We start from the raw sequence: 17,155 nt of genomic DNA, 5'->3' as shown, positions 1-17,155 counted from the left end.
ACCACATAGGTGGCGGGCTTGCCGAAGCCGGCCAGGGGGACCAGCGCCACGGCGACGCCCACCACCAGGCCGGCGATCCCGAGCATGATCAGCAGCCGGCTGCGCTTGCGGGCGCCGGCCTCCACCAGGCCCAGCAGCTGGTCGGCGATCATCGCCAGGCCCGCCGAGGCCGCGCAACCGAACAGCACGAACACCCAGTTCTCGGTCTGCAGGCCGGCGAAGATGTAATTGCCCAGGCTCGTCTGGCCGACCGGGGTCGACAAGGTCGCGGCGCCGATGGTCCAGACCGCGGCGGTGCGCACGCCGGCCATGATCACCGGCGCGGCCAGGGGCAGCTCCACCTGGAACAGCCGCTGGCGGGCGGTCATGCCGACCCCGTCCGCAGCCTCGCGCACCGCCGAATCCACACCGAGAATTCCGGCGGCGGCGTTCCTGAGCACCGGCAGCATTGAGTAGAGGGTCAGAGCCAGCAGCGACGGCAGGAAGCCCAGCGCCGAAAAGCCGCGGCCGAAGCTCGCCAGGCTGAGCGCCGAGAGCGCCAGCAATAGCGGATAGAACAGCGCCAGCAGGGCTAGGCTGGGGATCGTCTGGATCAGGCTGGCGAAGGCCAGCACGGGCCAGCGCAGGCGCGCGCTGCGGCTGGCGGCCACCGCCAGCGGCAGGCTGATGGCCACGCCCAGCACCAGGGCGCTGGCGCTCAGCAGCACGTGCCAGCCCAGGTATTCCGGAAGGAGCGCGAAAGCCGCCGCCACCCGCTCGTTCACGCCGGCGCCTCCGACAGCCGGGCGCGCAACCGTTCGGCCTGGCGGCGCGGCGCCTCCAGCAACGCGCGCACGTCGGGATCGGTGGTCTGGGCCAGGAGCTCGGCGGGGCGGCCGTCGGCGAGCACCTGGCCGTCCTTCAGCACCACCACCCGATCGGCCAACAGCACGGCTTCGGCCATGTCATGGGTGACCATGACCGTGGTGAGCCCCAGGCGCTCGTGCAGGGCGCGATAGTCGGAGCCTAGGGCGTCTCTGGTCAGGGGGTCCAGCGCCCCGAACGGCTCGTCCATCAGGACGATGGCCGGCTCCGCCGCCAGGGCGCGGGCCACGCCCACCCGCTGTCGCTGGCCGCCGGAGAGCGCGGCGGGCGCCCGCGCGCCCATCTCGGATGGCAGGGCCACCAGGTCGAGCAGGGTCGCCACGCTAGCGGCGATCCGCGTGCGGTCCCAGCCCAGCAGCTTGGGGGTGATGGCGATGTTCTCGGCCACGCTCAGGTGAGGGAAAAGGCCGATCTCCTGGAACACGTAGCCGATCCGCCGGCGCAGCCGGAACGGCTGGACTGTCGCCAAGTCCTCGCCCTGCACCATGACCGCGCCAGCGTCGGGGCGGACCAAGCCGTTGATGGTCTTGAGCAGCGTGGTCTTGCCGGAGCCGGAGCCGCCCACCAGGGCCACGAACTCGCTCCTGGCGACCGTGAGGCTCACGCCTGCAAGCGCGGTGGCGCCGCCATAGCGCTTCTCCACACCCGCCAGTTCGATGACCGCCTCGCCCATGCGAAAGGCGTAACACGGCTTTGGCGAAACCTCGCAAGCCGACCGGCCGTTCTTGTTATGATGGGGCGGGGCCCGCAGTGGAGATATCCGAATGATCAAGCTTCTGGCCGTGGCCGCGACCACCGCCCTCCTGCTTGGGGTCGCCGCCCAGGCGCAGGACAGGCCCAAGGCGAGCATCGCCATCCTCAAGGACAGCGTTGGCAAGGAGGTTGGCGGAGTGATGCTCGTCGATGCCCCCAAGGGCGTAGTGCTGCGGATATCGGCCAAGGGCCTGACGCCGGGCTGGCACGGCTTGCACTTCCACGAGAAGGGCGACTGTTCGAAAGCCGACTTCACCAGCGCGGGCGCTCACACCCACGGCGCCGCCAAGGCCGTGCATGGGCTGCTGAATCCCGCCGCCAACGAGACCGGCGACCTGCCGAACCTCTACATCGGCGCGGACGGCGCCGGGATGGGCGAGTTCTACTCCGGCCTCACCTCGGTCGGTGCGCTGAAGGATGCGGACGGGTCGGCGGTGGTGATCCACGCCGGCGCCGATGACCACATGAGCCAGCCGATCGGCGGGTCGGGAGCGCGGGTGGCGTGTGCGGTGATCCGGTAGGCGGGCCTAAATCGGCATCCGCATGATTTCCTGATAGGCGCTGATCACTTGGTCGCGGACCGCCATCACGGTCTCCAGGCTGGCTTCGGCGGCGGAGATGGCGGTGACCACGTCCACCAGCTCGGCCTTGCCCTGCACTTGGGCGGCCATCTGCGTTTCGGCGCCTTTGGACGCCTTCATGGCGTCGGTCATCACCGACTTCAGCAGGTCGCCGAACCCGCCGCCGGGAGCGATGTCCGCGCCGCCCATGCCGGGATCGGCCCCCATGGTCTTCTGGGCGGTGGCGTAGGCATTGGCGGCGGCGAGCGGAGTGATCATGGCCTGGGCCCTACTTCTTCAAGAGGTCAAGGGTGCGCATTTCCATGGCGCGCGCGGTCTCGATGACATTGAGGTTGGCCTCGTAGGCTCGCTGGGCGTCGCGCATGTCCATGGACTCTACCAGCGTGCTGACGTTGGGCATCTTCACGTAGCCCTTGGCGTCCGCGGAGGGATGGCCGGGCTCGTACTCGGACTTGAACTCCGAGGTGTCGGGCTCGACGCGGGTCATCTTCACCCCCTGGCCGCCGGCCACCCGGGTGGGCTCGAACACCGGGGCCTGGCGGCGATACGGATCGCCCCCCGGGGTGCGCGAAGTGGAATTCGCATTGGCCATGTTCTCCGCGATGATCCGCATGCGCTGCTGCTGGGCGCGCAAGGCTGACGCCGCGATCGCCTGGGCGACCCCTGCGATGGAATTGGAACCGGCCATCTAGCGCTCCTCGACGATCATCAGCGGCCCGGCGGCTTGGTGGCCAGCCGCAGCATGTTCAGCGACTTCTGGTAGAACCCGATGGCCGCGTCGTAATTCATCCGCGCGTCGGTCATCTTCAACATCTCATCCTCCAGGACGACGGAGTTTCCGTCGAGCGTGGTCTCGGAGCTCTGCGCCTTGGTGGGCTTGTATCCGGCGCCCAGGCCGGTGCGGCGCGCGTTCGGCGACAGCATGTGGCCGGGCTGGGTGACCATCTGCACCGCCGCGCCGGCCGCCTGCACCTTGGCTTCGAAGCCGAAGGGTTTGAGGTCCTGCGCGCCGTAGCCCGGGGTGTCGGCGTTGGCGACGTTCTGGGCGATCACCCGCTGGCGTTCGGACAGGTAGCCCAGCCGGCCGCGGAGCATCGCAAACAGCGGGATTGCGGCCAGGTTCATCCCCGCATGGTGAATAAACAGGGTTAATCGCTGCTTAAGGGACTCAAGGGCTTGGTGGGGCCTAAACCCTTTGCCGCAGAAGCGCCGCCCATGGATATCGCCGACTTCGCCCGTGCCGTCTTCGCGCTCGCCCTGACCCTGGGTCTGGTGGGCCTGGCCGGCGTCGCCCTGCGCAGGTTCGGCCCCGACGCCATGGCGCGGCTGTCCAGCGCCAAGGCCGAGCGCCGCCTGAAGGTGGTGGAGACCCTGGTCCTCGATCCCGCCCGCCGGTTGATCATCGTCTCCTGCGACGGCAAGGAACGCTTGGTCCTCTTGGGCGAAGGGCGGGTGGTGGCCGACATCGCCGCCCCCAAGGGCAAGGCCTGATGCGCGACCTCGCCCGCACCCTTGGCGCCCTTCCCTCTCAGGACTGGCGCCGCGCCGCGATCCTGGCGGCGCTGGCCACCCTGGCCAGCCTGGTGTTCCCCGCGGTCGCGGCCGCCCAGGCGCTGAACATCGACCTGGGCACCGGCGCCGGCCTCACGGAGCGCGTCGTCCAACTGATCGGCCTGATGACGGTGCTGTCCCTGGCGCCGTCGATCGTCATCATGACCACCTCCTTCGTGCGGATCGTGGTGGTGCTCTCCCTGCTGCGCACTGCGCTGGGCCTGCAGCAGAGCCCACCCAACGCGGTGATCATCTCGCTCTCCCTGTTCCTCACCGCCATCGTCATGGGCCCGACCCTGCAGCGGTCCTACGACGAGGGCATCCGTCCCCTGCTCGACCAGCAGATGGAGCTGCCGGCCGCTTTCGACGCCGCCGGCGGGCCGGTGAAGCAATTCATGCTGCAGCAGGTCGACCGCGAGGACCTGGGCCTGTTCATCCGCCTGTCGAAGATCCCCCGCCCCGCGACCCTGGCCGAAACCCCGCTTAGGGTAGTGACCCCGGCCTTCATGATCTCGGAGCTGAAGCGGGCCTTCGAGATCGGTTTCCTGCTGTTCGTGCCCTTCCTGGTGATCGACCTGGTGGTGGCCAGCGTCCTGATGAGCATGGGCATGATGATGCTGCCGCCGGTGGTGGTGTCCCTGCCCTTCAAGCTGATCTTCTTCGTCCTGGTGGATGGCTGGCGGCTGGTCTGCGGCTCCCTCGTCGAAAGCTTCCAGCGCGGCGCCGGAGGCGGCTAGCGGCCGTGTCCGGCCTCGAAATGCTGGCGGTAGCGGACCTTGGCCAGGGCCCAGCTAGCCTTTCGCTGCTGTCGCCTGCGCCGCGGCCTGCCTCGCCGGGCCGATCGGCTTGCCGACCGAGGCGGGCTTGGCCTTGAAGCGGACCTTCATCTTGGTCACCCAGCCGGCGAAAGCTTCGTTGTCGGCGCTGATGCGGCCGAAATCGGACACGCCCAGGCGGCCTGTGGGAGCGCCGGACAGCGCCACGCGCAGGGCCTCGGGGTTGTTGGCCTTGCCGTAGAAGCCCTGGTACTGGCCCTGCAGGCGGGCCAGCGCCGCATCGTCGCCGGCCAGGCTGTAGGCGACGCCGGCGCGCAGGAGCTTGGCCTCCTCGTCGCTGGTCAGCGGCGCGGGGTTCTTGAACCGGTCGCCCAGCGCCTTCTCGAACAGCGGGCCTGAGGCGGCCCAGTTCTTCTGCTTCCAGGTGATCTCCGAGCGCAGGTCGCGGGCCTCGCCTGACGGGTCGCGCTCGATGATCTCCAGCGCACTTTCGTGCCGCCCGATGCCAGCCCAGGCGCGGGCCTCGATCAGCCGGCGCTCGGCATTCAGCGCGGTGGGCAGGATGGTGGTGCGTGAGGAATTGATCGCCTGGATCGCGGCTTCCGGCTTGCGGTCCATCAGGTAGATTACGGCGAGGTCCGTCGCCACCTGGGCGCGGGGCACGCCGTCGAGGCGGTTCTCCACCTGGTACTTGAGGAGCTGGGCGGCCTGGCCCAGGAGGTCCACATCCACCAGCCGGCGGACCAGCTTGCGGACCATCAGGTCGCCGTCGGCGCCGATGGGGGTGAGTTCCTTGAAATCGTAGAACAGCGCCAGCGCCTGGATCGGCTCCAGCCCGTCGGCCGTGCCGTCCAGGAAGAGGGCGCGGAAGGCGGCGGCGAGGTCGGACTGCAGCTGCAGCGCCTCGGGCAGGTCGGGCAGACGCATGCCGGCCGAGCGCAGCGCCTCCAGCGCCTCGCGGTAACGGCCCTGCCCCAGGTAGAGCTGGCCGAGCGCGCGGATGGTCTCCAGTTCGGTGGCGTCGCCGCGCCAGCGGTAACGCAGGCCGTCGAACACGGCGGCGGCCTGCACCGGCGTGACCTTGCCGGTCTCCAGGCGGATCTGGGTGGCGCGCATCAGCGCCGGGGCCGAGATGGCCTCGGTGGGCGCCGTGGCGATGGCGGCGTACATCCGAAGCGCCCGGTCCTTGTGGCCCTGCAGCTCGATGATCCGGGCCTGGACGAGCCGGGTGGCGAGTTCTTCCAGTGGATCGGTCTTGTCCATCAGGGCCAGGCGGATGCGCGCCTCCGCGCCCGGCAGGTCACCCTGCGCCAGGGCCGCCTGGGCGTCGGCGCGGGCGAAGCGCGCCCTCCAGACCGGCGAGAACAGGGCGAAGGACTCCGCGCCCTTGGCGAACTGGGCGCGGGCTTCCGGCCACTGGGCCTGCTGCACGGCCACGTACGACCGCCAGAGCGCGCTCGACGGATCGTCGGCCAGCACCGGCGAGGAAAAGTCGGCCTCGGCCTCCTTGTAGCGGCGGGCCAGCACCCTGGCGACGCCGCGCAGGCCGCGGAACTCGGGGTCGTCCATCGTCTCGGGATGGGCGCGGGCCAGGTCGTTAAGCACGCCGATGGCCTCGAAGGAAAGCTCTGAACCCACCAGGAAGCGGGCCAGCGCCATGCGCGCGGCCACCGGGGCGGCCCGGGCCTTGTCGCCGCCCTCCACTGTGGCGGCGGAAAGCAGGGCGTTGTAGCGCGCCAGGAAACCCTTGGGGCCAGTCTTCGACCAGTTGGTGTGGTCCACCAGGGCTGGCATGGCGGCCGGCATCGGCGCGCCCAATTGGGCCTGCGCCTTGTCCTGTGTGGCCCAGGTCGGGGACAGGGCCAGCCCCTTGGGCCGGCCGAAGCGGACAATGTCGCCCTCGCGCTCGACGGCGAGGTCCTCCACGTAGGCTTCAGCCGCCAGGCCTTGCACCGAGGGCAGCAGCGCCATCTGCACATAGTCGCGGCGGGACGGCAGGCCCTTGGAGGGGCCCAGGGCGGTGACCACGCTCAGGGTGTCGCCGACCACCGGATCGGTCACCCGCACTACCCGCGTGGCCCCGGCCACCGGCGCCTTCAGCACCGCCGCAGCGCCCGCACCCTCTCGGGCGAGGCGCACGAGGGTCGGCTGGCTCTGGGCGCCGGGGCCCAGGGCGATGGTCCAGGTGTTGCCGGTGCTGGTGGCGAACACCGGCACGTCGCGGGCGGCCTCGATGCGGATCGCCGCGTAGTCGGCGCCCTTGAACGCTTGCAGGCTGGAGAACTGGCGCAGGCCCCTGGGCGCCTGGGCCACATCCAGGGTGGCGGTGGCGTCGAACACTACCCACACCGCGTCGCCGCGCCGGAACACCGCGACGCCGGCCGGATTGGCCCAGGTGAAGGCGAGCAGGGCCTGGCCGTTGGCCACGGTGGCGGCCATCCGAACGACCCCGCCGGCCGGGATCGGGTTCGGCCGGTCAGGCTCGGCCTCGACGGCGGCGGTTTCCAGGGCCTTGAGCGCCGCCGGATCGGGAGCAGGCTTTTCGAAAAAGTTGACGTAGGTGGCGCCGTCGGCGGAACCCACCTTTGCCTCAGCGTCGTCGGCGAGGGTGACCACCACCTGCAACCGGCCGGCCGCATGGCGCTTCTCGGCGGTCTTCACCCAGCGCGGCGGCGAGGTGCGTAGGCGCGAGATGTCTGGGTCGGCGTCGCGGTTGAAGCTGAAGGTCAGGGTCTGGCCATCGCGCCGGGTGGTCGCGCTCACGGCGCCCTTCCAGTGGAATTCGATGCGCGAGAAGGCTTTGGCCTGGGCCACGCGCACATCCAGCGGGCCCTGGGCCGGGACGCCGGCGGTGGGCGCGGCGAACCCGATCGGCGCCGCGGTGCTGGCGATGCAGATCGCGGCGACGCCGGAGTGCAGGGCCTGGCGCAGGCGCATTGGCTAGCCGGCCTTGGCCGGCGGCGCGACGGCCGGTGTCGGCGCAGCGGCCGGCGGGACGCTGGGCGCCATAGGCGGCGCGGTTTTGGCCGCCGCGGTCTGGGCCGCTGGCGCCTTCTTGCGGGGGGCAGGCTTCGCGGCCGCGCGTTTCGGCGGGGCCGGCGTCGGGGCGGCGGCCTGGGCTGGCGGAGCGGAGGTCTGGTTGGCGAGGATTTTCGTGGCGTTGGCGGCGGCGGCCTGGGCGTCGGTGAAGCGCTTGGCCAGCGCCTCTGTGAGCTTCTTGGCCTCGTTGGCCGGCATCTGGGCGATGACAGCGGAGAGCGCGCGCTCCTTCATCTTGGCGGCGATTGGCAGGCGCACGCTGTCGTCCAGAACGGTCATCCGCGGCGCGGCGTCCTTGGCCTTCATGCCTTCGAAGACCCGCACCAGCCGGTCGATCTCGGCGGCTTCCTTGCTGTTGGCCTGGACGAGCAGGCTGTTGATGTCGCCTTTCAGGCCGTTCAACGCCTTGACCTTGGCGTCGAGCTTGGCCTCCGCGGCGGCCAACAGGGCGAGCTGCATGTCGAGCTGGCCCTCGCGCTGGTCGAGCTGGCCGCGTCGCTCGCCAAGACTCTGCAGCACCTGCAGCTCGGCGGGCGAGAGGCCGGCCTCCTTGGCCAGTTCCGCCGCGGTGGGCGCGCAGACCGCCTTGGGCTTCAGGCTGGGCGGCGGCAGCAGGGCGGCGACCGCGTCCTTGGCCTCGCCGGTCTTCGCCTTATCATCTGCCTTGGCGGCGGATTCGCCCTTGGCGGGCTTGGCGCCCTTGCCGGCTTCCTCGGCGAAGGCCTGGGCGCCGGTGAGCAGGCTCGGCAGGTCCCGGGCGCCAGCCAGGGCGTTCACCGCCAGGACACCCCCGATGGCGACCCCAACCAGCGGCAGGATGCGCGGAATGTTCCTCACCGGCGCGCTCCACGGTGACCGTCCAGGGTGAGCGGCGCGTCCTCAAAGAGGTCATCCTCGGGATCGATGGTGGCGTGCAGGGCCAGCGGTGCGCGCGGCGCCAGGCGGTCGGGTTGGCCGCGGCCCTCACGGGCGGCGGCGAGCAAGGCGCCCAGCCGGCGCTCCGCGGCGGGGTCGGCCTCGGGTTGCGCCACGGGCCGCGCCGTCGAGCGGCCCGTCTGGATCAGGCCGTCCAGCCGCGCGGCCAGCGCGCGGCCTTTCTCGATGCGGTCGCCCAGTACGTCGGTGGCCTCGTCGGTGGCGGCGCGCAGGTCGGCGAGGCCCTGTTCGGCCCGCTCGGCGGCGGTGTTGAGTTCGCGCACCGCGATGGCGAAGCCGTCATGGCTGTCGCGCAACGCCTGCAGGCGCCGGTTCAGTCGCCAGCCCATGCCCAGCGCCGCCATCAGTAGCGTGGCCAGGAGCACGTTCAGGACGATGCCGATGATGCTCATGAGAACCTCTGCACGGCTTGCCGGGCGCTGGGCGTCAGGGGCGCCTCCACGCGGACGGCGATGTGGGAATTGCGGCGGCCCATGCGGCCCCGCGTCAGGGGTATGGTCCCGGCGCGCAGCTCGATCAGGCTGTCGGGGGTGGCGTTGAGCATGATGGTGTCGCCCACCTTCATCTCCAGCACCTGCCGAAGGCCTACCTGCTGCTCGTCGAGCACGGCACGGACCTCCATGTTCGTGGTCCACAGCTCGGTGGCCAAGTGGCCTTCCCAGATGTTGTCGCGGCCGAACTTCTCGCCCATGAACTGCTGCAGCAGCATCTTCCGGATGGGCTCCAGGGTGGCGTAGGGCAGCAAGAGCTCGATGCGCCCGCCGCGGTCTTCCATGTCGATGCGCAGCTTCACCAGGATGGCGGCGTTGGCCGGCCGGGCGATGGCGGCGAAGCGGGGGTTGGTCTCCAGCCGGTCCAGGGTGAATGTCACCGGGGTCAGCGGCTCGAAGGCCTCGCGGGCGTCGGCCAGCACGACCTCGACCATGCGCTGCACCAGGACGCGCTCGATGGTGGTGTAGGGCCGGCCCTCGATGCGCATGGCCGCGGTGCCGCGCCGCCCGCCCAGAAGGACGTCGACGATGGAGTAGATCAGGTTGGAATCGACCGTCAGCAGGCCGTAGTTGTTCAGCTCCTCGGCCCGGAACACCGACAGGATCGCGGGCAGCGGGATCGAGTTCAGATAGTCACCGAAGCGGATCGACGAGATGTTGTCCAGGCTCACCTCGACATTGTCGGAGGTGAAATTGCGCAGGCTCGTCGTCATCAGCCGGACCAGCCGGTCGAAGACGATCTCCAGCATCGGCAGGCGCTCATAGGAGACCAGGGCCGAGTTGATGATCGCCCGGATGCCGGTGCGCTCGGAGGCCTCCTCATCGGAGAGGTCGAAGCCCAGCAGGCTGTCGATCTCGTCCTGGTTGAGGATCCGCTCCGACCCGATAAGGCCCGCAGGCGCCGGCGCGGCCTCGCCCGCCCACGCCGGGGCGTCGGCCTCAGGGGCTGTGGTCGTCTCGGCTTGAGGTTCGGGTTCGTCGGCCATGCGCTCGCTACGCAACAGCGCCCTCGGCTGAGGGCGGCTAGTTGATCAGCATCTCCTCGATCAGGACGGCGTTCGCCTTGGTAGGCGAGATCACCAGGTTGACCCGGCGCAGGATCTCCATGCGCAGCTGATAGGAGCCCTGGCTGCCGGAAAGATCCTCCGGACGCAGCTCTCGCAGGAAGGTCTGGAACATGTCCTGGAGCCTGGGCATGTTCGGGTCGAGCGTCTCGATCGCGTGGCTGTCAGGAAGCTCCAGGGTGAGCTTCAGCTTCAGGAACGTCGGCCGGCCGTCGGCGGTCTGCATGTTCACCACCACGTCGGGCATGGTGTAGAAGACGACGCCATCGGGGCCATCGCGCACCTGCGCGGCTCCGGGCTCGCCGCCCTTCTCGCCGTGGCCGCCCTTCTCGTCCTTGCCCTTCTTCTTTTCCTTCTTGGCGCCCTTCTCGGCGTGCGCTTCATCGGGCTTGGGCTTGAGGAAGACGAAGGCCGCCCCCCCGCCGCCGCCCAGCACCACGAAGGCGCCGGCGCCGGCGATGAGCATCATCTTCATCGACAGCTTTTTCTTGGGCTTGGCGGCCTCGCCGTCTTCGCCCTCGACGGCCTCCTCTTCGGGGGCCTCCTTGACCTTGTCTTCGGCCACGCGCGCGTTCCTTAGAATCCTAGCCCGCCCACGCATGGCCCGAGTTTGGTTAAGAAGCCGTTCTTAACGGAAATGAACGGCGACCAAGCCTGCCCGGCAGTTTCCGCCCATGGGCGCCCGTTAACTTTGTTGTCTGTTGATTTTGCTGCCGTTTCCGGTTGGCCCGAAGTTTGCAGACGAGAGGGTGGGAAAACCGTTCCGCCAAGGCCTGCGTTTCATGGACAACACACTCTACGTCGGATTGTCGCACCAGATGGTGCTTCGGCGCGAGATGGACATCGTCGCCAACAACATCGCCAACAGCGACACCACCGGCTTCAAGGTCGAGTCGCTGATGCAGAAGACCGACCCCAGGTCCCCGCCCTTCGCCCTGGGCGGGTCCAGCCCAGTGAAGTTCGTCACTGCCGACGGCGTGGCCCGCGACTTCGGCCAGGGAGCCCTGCGCCGCACCGACGCGCCGCTGGACCTGGCGATCGAGGGCCAGGGCTTCTTCAAGGTTACCGCCGAGGGTGGCGAGCGCTTCACCCGCGACGGCCGGCTGCGCACGGACGAGATCGGCCGGCTGGTCACCCAGGGCGGGGCGGCGGTGCTGGACGACGGCGGCGGCGAGATCACGCTGAATCCTGAGAAGGGCCAGGTCTCCATCGCCGCTGATGGCACGGTCAGCCAGGGCGATGAGCGGGTCGGCAAGGTCGGGGTCTTCACCTTCGAGAGCCTGAGCGCGCTGGAGAAGACCGGCGACAACCTCTTCCAGAACACCTCGAACCTGCAGGCCCAGCCGGCCGCCGAGGCGCGGGTGCGCCAGGGCATGCTGGAGGGCTCCAATGTGCAGCCCATCCTGGAGATCACCCGGATGATCGAGGTCTCCCGGGCCTACGAGCGGACCTCGCGAATGATGGATTCAGAGTCCGAGCTTGCACGCCGCACCGTCGAGCGCATGGGCCGGGCGCAGTAAGGGAAATCTGACCGATGCAAGCGCTTCGTACGGCCGCCACGGGCATGGCCGCCCAGCAGATGAACGTCGAGGTCATCTCGAACAACATCGCCAACATGAACACCGTGGCGTTCAAGCGCCAGCGGGCCGAGTTCCAGGACCTGCTCTACCAGACCATCCAGCAGGCCGGCGCCCAGTCGTCGGACCAGGGCACCATCGTCCCCACCGGCGTGCAGGTGGGCGCGGGCGTCAAGGCGGGCTCGGTCTACCGCATCTCCACGCAAGGGTCGCTGACCCGCACCGACAACCAGTTCGACATGGCCATTGATGGCCGCGGCTACTTCCAGGTGCTGCTGCCCTCAGGTGAGAACGGCTACACCCGCGCCGGCAACCTGGCGCTCAACGACCAGGGCCAGTTGGTGACGCCGGACGGCTATCAGATCCAGCCGGCCATCTCGATCCCGGCGGACGCCACCGCCGTCTCCATCTCCAAGTCCGGCCAGGTGCAGGTCAGCCAGGCGGGCCAGACCGCGCCCTCCATCGTGGGCCAGATCGAACTGGCCACCTTCGTGAACGAGGGCGGCCTCTCGGCCCAGGGCTCCAACCTCTTCAAGGAAACCGCCGCCTCCGGCCCGGCCACGACAGGCACCCCTGGCGCCAACGGGGTGGGGACCCTGCTGCAGGGCTACACCGAGGCCTCCAACGTCGACGCGGTGTCCGAGATCACCGCCCTGATCGTCGCCCAGCGGGCTTACGAGATGAATTCCAAGGTGATCTCCACCGCCGACAACATGCTGGCCACCGCCAACCAGGTGAAGTCCTAAGCCATGCGCACGCTCGCCACTCTGATCTGCGCTTTGGCCCTCGCCGACCCGGCCCTGGCCGGCCAGCCGGTGGCGCTGAAGGCCGACCCCATCGACGCCGATGGCCTGGTCACCCTGGGCGACCTGTTCGAGGGCGCAGGCGCCGCCGCCAGAATCCCGGTCGCATCACGTCCGGGGGCCAGCCTGATGCTCGACGCCGCCGCGGTGCAACTCGCCGCCCGCCGGGCCGGCCTCGACTGGGCCAACGCCGAGGGCCTGCGCAAGATCGTGGTCCGCGGCGGTGCGACTGCCGCCGGCGCCACGGCGGCGCGCGGCAATGTCGACGTGCTCACCTGGGCCCGCAACCTCGCCGCCGGCGAGCTGGTGCAGCCGCAGGACGTGATCTGGGCAAAAGCTGCGGCTGCGCCCACCGACGCCCCCGCCGACCCCGACGCCGTGATCGGCCTGGCCGCTAAGCGCGCCTTGCGGGCCGGGGCCTCGGTGGCCGGCCGTGACGTGGCCGCCGCCCAGGTGATCAAGCAGGGCGAGATCGTCACCATCACCTATCAGGACGGCGGCATCTCGCTGTCGCTGCAGGGCAAGGCGATGACCGCCGCGGGCGTGGGCGAGATGGTTAACGTCCAGAACACCACCTCGAAAAAGGTCGTCCAGGCGCTGGTCACCGGTCCGGGCCAGGCCGTGGTGGGTCCCGCCGCCGACCAGATCAAGCTGACCCGTTCGTCCCGTTACGCGCTCCGTTGAAGGAAGCTGTCGTCATGCGTCTGCGTACCCTGGCCCTAGCCGCCCTCGCGCCGCTCACCGCCTGCTCCACCGTCGTGGAGGCGGTGAAGGGCCCTGAGCTCGCCCCCGTCGGTTATCCTGCCGCCCTGGTGCCGCGCGAGCAGTCGCTGATGATGCTGGCCTCGGTGCGCGAACCCCTGCCGCAGGCCGCCAGCGCCAATTCCCTGTGGCGCTCCGGCGCCCGGGCCTTCTTCGTCGACCAGCGCGCCGGTCGGGTGGGCGATATCCTCACCGTGCAGATCGATATCGACGACAGCGCCAAGACCATCAATTCCTCGACCAGCTCGCGCTCCTCGGGCGTCACCGCCGGCGTGCCGCATTTCTTCGGGCTGGAATCCACCCTGGGCAAGATCCTGCCGGGCGGGTTCGACCCGGCCAACGCCATCGAGACGGCGTCGAAGTCGGCCAACACCGGGGCCGGCGCCGTCAACCGGGCCGAGAAGATCACACTCACCATCGCCGCGGTGGTCACCGGCATGCTGCCCAATGGCAACATGATGATCCAGGGCACCCAGGAGGTGCGCACCAACGCAGAGCTTCGCCAGCTCACCGTCTCCGGGATCGTCCGGCCGGAGGACATTTCGTCCTCGAACACCATCCGCCACACCCAGATCGCCGAGGCTCGCATCAGCTATGGCGGCCGCGGCGACATTAGCCGCGTGCAGAAGACGCCGGCCGGCCAGTCCCTGGTGGAGCGCTTCTCGCCCTTCTAGAGCGCTTCCCGCCGAAGTGGCCGCCGGTTCGGCGTCGGAAAGCGCTCTAGGAACCGAAGCGCGCCCTGGCGGCTTTCCTTCAGCGGAGGGTCGTCATGCGCCGCAATGCAATCCTGGGCCTGATCGCGTCCTGCACGCTGGCCGCCTGCGCCCACCAGACCGCGCCGCAGGCCATGGCAGGCATGGCCTGGTTCCTCGACGCCACGGAGAGTGAGGGCGTCAAGCTCGCCTTCGGCGCGCCGGCCAGTGACAACGTCGTCTTGATGATGACCTGCCAGCCGCGGTCCGGCGCGGTGCAGGTCTCCTTGATGGGCTTCGAAGCTGGCCGCGCACAGACCCTGCAGCTTGCGTCCGGCGGCGCGGTCGCTCGCTTGGCAGCCCAGTCCGCGCCTGGCCTGCACGCCCCGATCCTGGAAGCCAGCGCCCGCGCTTCGGATCCGGTGCTGGCCAGCTTCGCCCGCACCGGCCAGCTGGCCGTGGGCGCCGGCGCCCGGCCCACAGCCCTGCCCGCCGCCGACCGTGCCCAGAGCCGCCGCTTCGTGGAAAGCTGCCGCACCGCCTGACCCGTGCTAGGGGCGGCTATGACGAGCCCCGTGTCCGCGCGTTTCGCCGAGGCCTTCGACCTGCAGCAGGCGCGCCGCTACGCCGAGGCGGCGCGGATTTATGCGGCCCTCGCCAAGACCCACCTCACCGTCAACCTCGCCCAGAACCTCGCCATGTGCCTGGAAGCCACCGGTGACTATGCGGGGGCGGAGCACTGGCTCGCCATGGCCGCCGGACACCGGCCTGACGATCCCGTCGTCAAGCGCCTCATGGGCTCGTTGCTCGCCGCCCAGGGCCGCTTGGACGAGGCCGAGCAGGCGTTCCGCGTCGCCCTGGCGCTGCGGCCCGGGGATCCCGGCGCCACCCTTGCCCTGGCCGCGCTGTTGCTCTCGGTCGGCCGATTCGCGGAGGGCTGGCCCCTGATGGAGGCGAGGCTGGAGGTCCAGGAGGGCGCCGTACCCCAGGTCGCTCTGCCGTACCCGGAGTGGCGCGGCGAGCCGCTGGCCGGCCGCTCGGTGCTGGTTGCCGTCGAACAGGCCCTGGGCGACCAGATCCAGATGGCCCGGTTCGCGCAGACGCTGAAGGCGCGCGGCGCCGGGCTTGTCACCCTGGCCTGCCGCCCGCCCCTGGTTTCCGTGCTGGAAACGGCGCCGGGCGTGGACGCCGTGGTCGGAATCGCCGCCGGCGAAGCGGCGTCCGTCCCGCGTCACGATTGCTGGACCCGCTACTTCAGCCTGCCGGCCCGGTTGGGGATCACCCTGGAGACCCTGCCTGCCGCACCCTACCTCTTCGCCCGGCCTGAGCGGCGGGCGCGCTGGCGCGGCTTTTCTGGCGTCGGTCTCGCCTGGCAGGCCAGCGCCGCGGGCTTTAACGGCGCCGAGAAAAGCCTATCGCGCGAGCTGGCGGACGAACTCCTGGACCTGGGCTGCGTCAGCCTGCGGCCCGAGGACACCAGCGCCCAGGATCTGGCCGACACCGCCGCAGTTATCGACCAGCTCGACTTGGTGATCTCCGTGGACACCGCCGCCGCCCACCTGGCCGGGGCCATGGGCAAGCCGTGCTGGACGTTGCTGCCGGCGCTGCGCACCGACTGGCGCTGGATGCGTGATCGCAGCGACAGCCCCTGGTACCCGACCATGCGGCTCTTCCGGCAGCGGACGCCCGGCGACTGGCGCCCGATCGTCGAGGAGGTGAAGGCCGCGCTGGCGGCCCGCTAGGCCCTGCGGCCGGCGGCCGAGGCGGCGCCGACCCCCAGCGCCGCCAGGGCGCCGCGGACGATGCCCTCGGCGTCGAGGCCGGCCTGGGCGTACATGGCGTCCGGCTTGTCGTGGTCCTGGAAGATGTCCGGTAGGGTGAGCGTGCGGACCTTCAGCCCGCGGTCCAGGGCGCCGTGCTCGGCGAGGGCCTGCAGGACGAACGCCCCGAACCCACCCATGGCGCCTTCCTCCACGGTTATCAGCGCCTCGTGCTCGCGGGCCAGGCGCAGCACCAGATCCACGTCCAGGGGCTTGGCGAAGCGGGCGTCGGCGACTGTGACGGAGAACCCTCGCGCCGCCAACAGGTCGGCGGCCTTCAGGCACTCGGCCAAGCGCGTACCGAACGACAGGATGGCCAGCGCCGCGCCCTCGCGCACGATCCGGCCGCGGCCGATCTCCAGCGGCTCGGCTACGTCGGGGATCTCCACCCCCACGCCCTCGCCGCGTGGATAGCGGAACGCCGAGGGGCGGTCGTCGATGGCCGCGGCGGTGGCCACCATGCGGGCCAGCTCGGCCTCGTCGGCGGCGGCCATCAGCACCATGCCGGGCAGCGCCCCCATGAAGCCGATGTCGAAGGAGCCGGCGTGGGTCGGGCCATCGGCGCCGACCAGGCCCGCTCGGTCCATGGCGAAGCGCACCGGCAGGCGCTGGATGGCCACGTCGTGAACCACCTGGTCGTAGCCGCGCTGCAGGAAGGTCGAATAGATCGCCGCGAACGGCTTCATTCCCTCGGCGGCGAGGCCGGCGGCGAAGGTCACCGCGTGCTGCTCGGCGATGCCGACGTCGAAGGTCCGCTCCGGGAAGCGCTGGGCGAACAGGTCCAGGCCGGTGCCGGAGGGCATGGCCGCGGTGATCGCCACGATCTTCTCGTCGCGCTCCGCCTGCTTGATCAGCTCAAGCGCGAACACCTTGGTGTAGCTGGGGGCGATGGCCTGGGCGGGCTTGGCCTGCTGGCCGGTAACCACGTCGAACTTGACCACCGCGTGGTGCTTGTCGGCGGCGGCCTCGGCGGGGGCGTAGCCCTTGCCCTTGTGGGTGACCACATGCACCAGCACCGGCTTGTCGGCGATGGCGCGGGCGTTCTGCAGCACATGGACCAGGGCGTCCATGTTGTGTCCGTCGATGGGGCCCACGTAGTAGAAGCCGAGCTCCTCGAAGAAGGTGCCGCCGGTGACCATGCCGCGGGCGTACTCCTCGGCCTTGCGGGCGGCTTCCTGGATCGGCTTGGGAAAGGCCTTGGAGACCGCCTTGCCGAGGCTGCGGATCGAGCGGTAGCCGCCGCCGGAGACCAGGCGGGCCATATAGGCGCTCATCCCGCCCACGGGGGGCGCGATCGACATGTCGTTGTCGTTGAGGATCACCGTCAGCTGGCCGGTGGTCTCGCAGGCGTTGTTCATGGCCTCATAGGCCATGCCTGCGGACATCGAGCCGTCGCCGATCACGGCCACGACCTTGTTCTTCTCGCCCTTCTGATCGCGCGCGGCG

At 70.2% G+C, this 17,155-nt stretch carries 20 protein-coding genes; 9 read left to right on the top strand and 11 right to left on the bottom strand.

From position 1 onward, the window contains the following. On the bottom strand, positions 1-764 hold a 764-nt coding region (locus ACLL81_RS01830), incomplete at its 3' end, for an ABC transporter permease (protein WP_411286639.1). After that, positions 761-1,537 carry an ATP-binding cassette domain-containing protein gene (locus tag ACLL81_RS01825; protein ID WP_411286638.1) on the bottom strand — a complete coding sequence of 259 codons (777 nt, stop codon included), beginning with the start codon at positions 1,535-1,537 and terminating at the stop codon, positions 761-763. The genes ACLL81_RS01830 and ACLL81_RS01825, both read right to left, overlap by 4 nt. A 91-nt stretch (positions 1,538-1,628) precedes the next feature. Between ACLL81_RS01825 and ACLL81_RS01820 the strand changes: the two genes are divergently transcribed. Then, entirely contained in the window at positions 1,629-2,138 is a 510-nt protein-coding gene (locus ACLL81_RS01820; protein WP_411286637.1) for a superoxide dismutase family protein, read from the top strand. A gap of 6 nt (positions 2,139-2,144) precedes the next feature. On the opposite strand, the gene fliE is transcribed toward ACLL81_RS01820, so the two are convergent. From fliE to flgB, 3 genes are read right to left on the bottom strand one after another with little or no spacing between them, the layout of a single operon-like run. Beyond that, a complete protein-coding gene (fliE, locus tag ACLL81_RS01815) occupies positions 2,145-2,456 on the bottom strand; it encodes a flagellar hook-basal body complex protein FliE (RefSeq protein ID WP_411286636.1) in 312 nt (103 codons plus the stop codon). Positions 2,457-2,466: 10 nt separating this feature from the next. Further along, the gene (flgC, locus tag ACLL81_RS01810; protein WP_411286635.1) at positions 2,467-2,886 is read right to left on the bottom strand and encodes a flagellar basal body rod protein FlgC; all 420 of its coding nucleotides are present in this window, start codon (positions 2,884-2,886) and stop codon (positions 2,467-2,469) included. Positions 2,887-2,906: 20 nt separating this feature from the next. Further along, positions 2,907-3,323, bottom strand: a complete 417-nt coding sequence (gene flgB, locus ACLL81_RS01805; RefSeq protein WP_411286634.1) for a flagellar basal body rod protein FlgB — start codon at positions 3,321-3,323, stop codon at positions 2,907-2,909. Between the two features lie 90 nt (positions 3,324-3,413). Here flgB and ACLL81_RS01800 point away from each other — a divergent pair, with 90 nt between their 5' ends. Continuing rightward, positions 3,414-3,689, top strand: coding sequence for a flagellar biosynthetic protein FliO (locus tag ACLL81_RS01800; RefSeq protein ID WP_411286633.1), 276 nt, complete (start codon positions 3,414-3,416; stop codon positions 3,687-3,689). Continuing rightward, the gene (gene fliP / locus ACLL81_RS01795; RefSeq protein WP_411286632.1) at positions 3,689-4,486 is read left to right on the top strand and encodes a flagellar type III secretion system pore protein FliP; all 798 of its coding nucleotides are present in this window, start codon (positions 3,689-3,691) and stop codon (positions 4,484-4,486) included. Before ACLL81_RS01800 ends, fliP begins: the two co-directional genes overlap by 1 nt. Before the next feature lie 54 nt (positions 4,487-4,540). Here fliP and ACLL81_RS01790 read toward each other — a convergent pair whose 3' ends face one another. From ACLL81_RS01790 to ACLL81_RS01770, 5 genes are read right to left on the bottom strand one after another with little or no spacing between them, the layout of a single operon-like run. Continuing rightward, a complete protein-coding gene (locus ACLL81_RS01790) occupies positions 4,541-7,462 on the bottom strand; it encodes an endoglucanase (RefSeq protein WP_411286631.1) in 2,922 nt (973 codons plus the stop codon). A gap of 3 nt (positions 7,463-7,465) precedes the next feature. Then, a complete protein-coding gene (locus ACLL81_RS01785; RefSeq protein ID WP_411286630.1) occupies positions 7,466-8,401 on the bottom strand; it encodes a MotE family protein in 936 nt (311 codons plus the stop codon). Then, entirely contained in the window at positions 8,398-8,892 is a 495-nt protein-coding gene (locus ACLL81_RS01780) for a DUF6468 domain-containing protein (protein ID WP_411286629.1), read from the bottom strand. The genes ACLL81_RS01785 and ACLL81_RS01780 overlap by 4 nt, the downstream gene beginning before the upstream one ends. Further along, positions 8,889-9,977, bottom strand: a complete 1,089-nt coding sequence (gene fliM / locus ACLL81_RS01775) for a flagellar motor switch protein FliM (protein ID WP_411286628.1) — start codon at positions 9,975-9,977, stop codon at positions 8,889-8,891. Before fliM ends, ACLL81_RS01780 begins: the two co-directional genes overlap by 4 nt. Positions 9,978-10,014: 37 nt before the next feature. Beyond that, positions 10,015-10,620: a flagellar basal body-associated FliL family protein gene (locus ACLL81_RS01770; RefSeq protein WP_411286627.1), complete on the bottom strand. Its 606-nt coding sequence runs from the start codon at positions 10,618-10,620 to the stop codon at positions 10,015-10,017. Positions 10,621-10,837: 217 nt separating this feature from the next. Between ACLL81_RS01770 and flgF the strand changes: the two genes are divergently transcribed. The 6 genes from flgF (at position 10,838) to ACLL81_RS01740 (ending at position 15,631) form a co-directional block, all read left to right on the top strand. Next, positions 10,838-11,575 (top strand): flagellar basal-body rod protein FlgF, encoded by a 738-nt coding sequence (gene flgF, locus ACLL81_RS01765; protein WP_411286626.1) that lies wholly within the window; start codon positions 10,838-10,840, stop codon positions 11,573-11,575. Positions 11,576-11,589: 14 nt separating this feature from the next. Continuing rightward, positions 11,590-12,378: a flagellar basal-body rod protein FlgG gene (gene flgG / locus ACLL81_RS01760; RefSeq protein WP_411286625.1), complete on the top strand. Its 789-nt coding sequence runs from the start codon at positions 11,590-11,592 to the stop codon at positions 12,376-12,378. Between the two features lie 3 nt (positions 12,379-12,381). Beyond that, positions 12,382-13,119, top strand: coding sequence for a flagellar basal body P-ring formation chaperone FlgA (gene flgA / locus ACLL81_RS01755; protein WP_411286624.1), 738 nt, complete (start codon positions 12,382-12,384; stop codon positions 13,117-13,119). 14 nt (positions 13,120-13,133) lie between these two features. Continuing rightward, positions 13,134-13,871, top strand: a complete 738-nt coding sequence (gene flgH, locus ACLL81_RS01750; protein ID WP_411286623.1) for a flagellar basal body L-ring protein FlgH — start codon at positions 13,134-13,136, stop codon at positions 13,869-13,871. A gap of 95 nt (positions 13,872-13,966) precedes the next feature. Continuing rightward, positions 13,967-14,434, top strand: a complete 468-nt coding sequence (locus ACLL81_RS01745; protein ID WP_411286622.1) for a hypothetical protein — start codon at positions 13,967-13,969, stop codon at positions 14,432-14,434. Between the two features lie 30 nt (positions 14,435-14,464). Next, positions 14,465-15,631: a tetratricopeptide repeat protein gene (locus tag ACLL81_RS01740; RefSeq protein ID WP_411286621.1), complete on the top strand. Its 1,167-nt coding sequence runs from the start codon at positions 14,465-14,467 to the stop codon at positions 15,629-15,631. Here the strand turns inward: ACLL81_RS01740 and dxs are convergent. Further along, a partial coding sequence (gene dxs, locus ACLL81_RS01735) for a 1-deoxy-D-xylulose-5-phosphate synthase (RefSeq protein WP_411286620.1) occupies positions 15,628-17,155 on the bottom strand: 1,528 nt, incomplete at its 5' end. The genes ACLL81_RS01740 and dxs overlap by 4 nt on opposite strands.

Origin of the sequence: Phenylobacterium sp. (assembly GCF_046590535.1) — a bacterium.
In the GTDB taxonomy this organism is placed as follows: Bacteria; Pseudomonadota; Alphaproteobacteria; order Caulobacterales; family Caulobacteraceae; genus Phenylobacterium.
Note: the sequence above shows the minus strand (reverse complement) of the source record. Positions and strands in the feature narration are given on the sequence as shown.

Excerpts from the sequence above, each read along its gene's own strand:
- ACLL81_RS01825 (WP_411286638.1), bottom strand. The coding sequence starts at position 1,537 with ATGGGCGAGGCGGTCATCGAACTGGCGGGTGTGGAGAAGCGCTATGGC.
- ACLL81_RS01820 (WP_411286637.1), top strand. The coding sequence starts at position 1,629 with ATGATCAAGCTTCTGGCCGTGGCCGCGACCACCGCCCTCCTGCTTGGG.
- fliE (WP_411286636.1), bottom strand. The coding sequence starts at position 2,456 with ATGATCACTCCGCTCGCCGCCGCCAATGCCTACGCCACCGCCCAGAAG.
- flgC (WP_411286635.1), bottom strand. The coding sequence starts at position 2,886 with ATGGCCGGTTCCAATTCCATCGCAGGGGTCGCCCAGGCGATCGCGGCG.
- flgB (WP_411286634.1), bottom strand. The coding sequence starts at position 3,323 with ATGAACCTGGCCGCAATCCCGCTGTTTGCGATGCTCCGCGGCCGGCTG.
- ACLL81_RS01800 (WP_411286633.1), top strand. The coding sequence starts at position 3,414 with ATGGATATCGCCGACTTCGCCCGTGCCGTCTTCGCGCTCGCCCTGACC.
- fliP (WP_411286632.1), top strand. The coding sequence starts at position 3,689 with ATGCGCGACCTCGCCCGCACCCTTGGCGCCCTTCCCTCTCAGGACTGG.
- ACLL81_RS01790 (WP_411286631.1), bottom strand. The coding sequence starts at position 7,462 with ATGCGCCTGCGCCAGGCCCTGCACTCCGGCGTCGCCGCGATCTGCATC.
- ACLL81_RS01780 (WP_411286629.1), bottom strand. The coding sequence starts at position 8,892 with ATGAGCATCATCGGCATCGTCCTGAACGTGCTCCTGGCCACGCTACTG.
- fliM (WP_411286628.1), bottom strand. The coding sequence starts at position 9,977 with ATGGCCGACGAACCCGAACCTCAAGCCGAGACGACCACAGCCCCTGAG.
- flgF (WP_411286626.1), top strand. The coding sequence starts at position 10,838 with ATGGACAACACACTCTACGTCGGATTGTCGCACCAGATGGTGCTTCGG.
- flgG (WP_411286625.1), top strand. The coding sequence starts at position 11,590 with ATGCAAGCGCTTCGTACGGCCGCCACGGGCATGGCCGCCCAGCAGATG.
- flgA (WP_411286624.1), top strand. The coding sequence starts at position 12,382 with ATGCGCACGCTCGCCACTCTGATCTGCGCTTTGGCCCTCGCCGACCCG.
- flgH (WP_411286623.1), top strand. The coding sequence starts at position 13,134 with ATGCGTCTGCGTACCCTGGCCCTAGCCGCCCTCGCGCCGCTCACCGCC.
- ACLL81_RS01745 (WP_411286622.1), top strand. The coding sequence starts at position 13,967 with ATGCGCCGCAATGCAATCCTGGGCCTGATCGCGTCCTGCACGCTGGCC.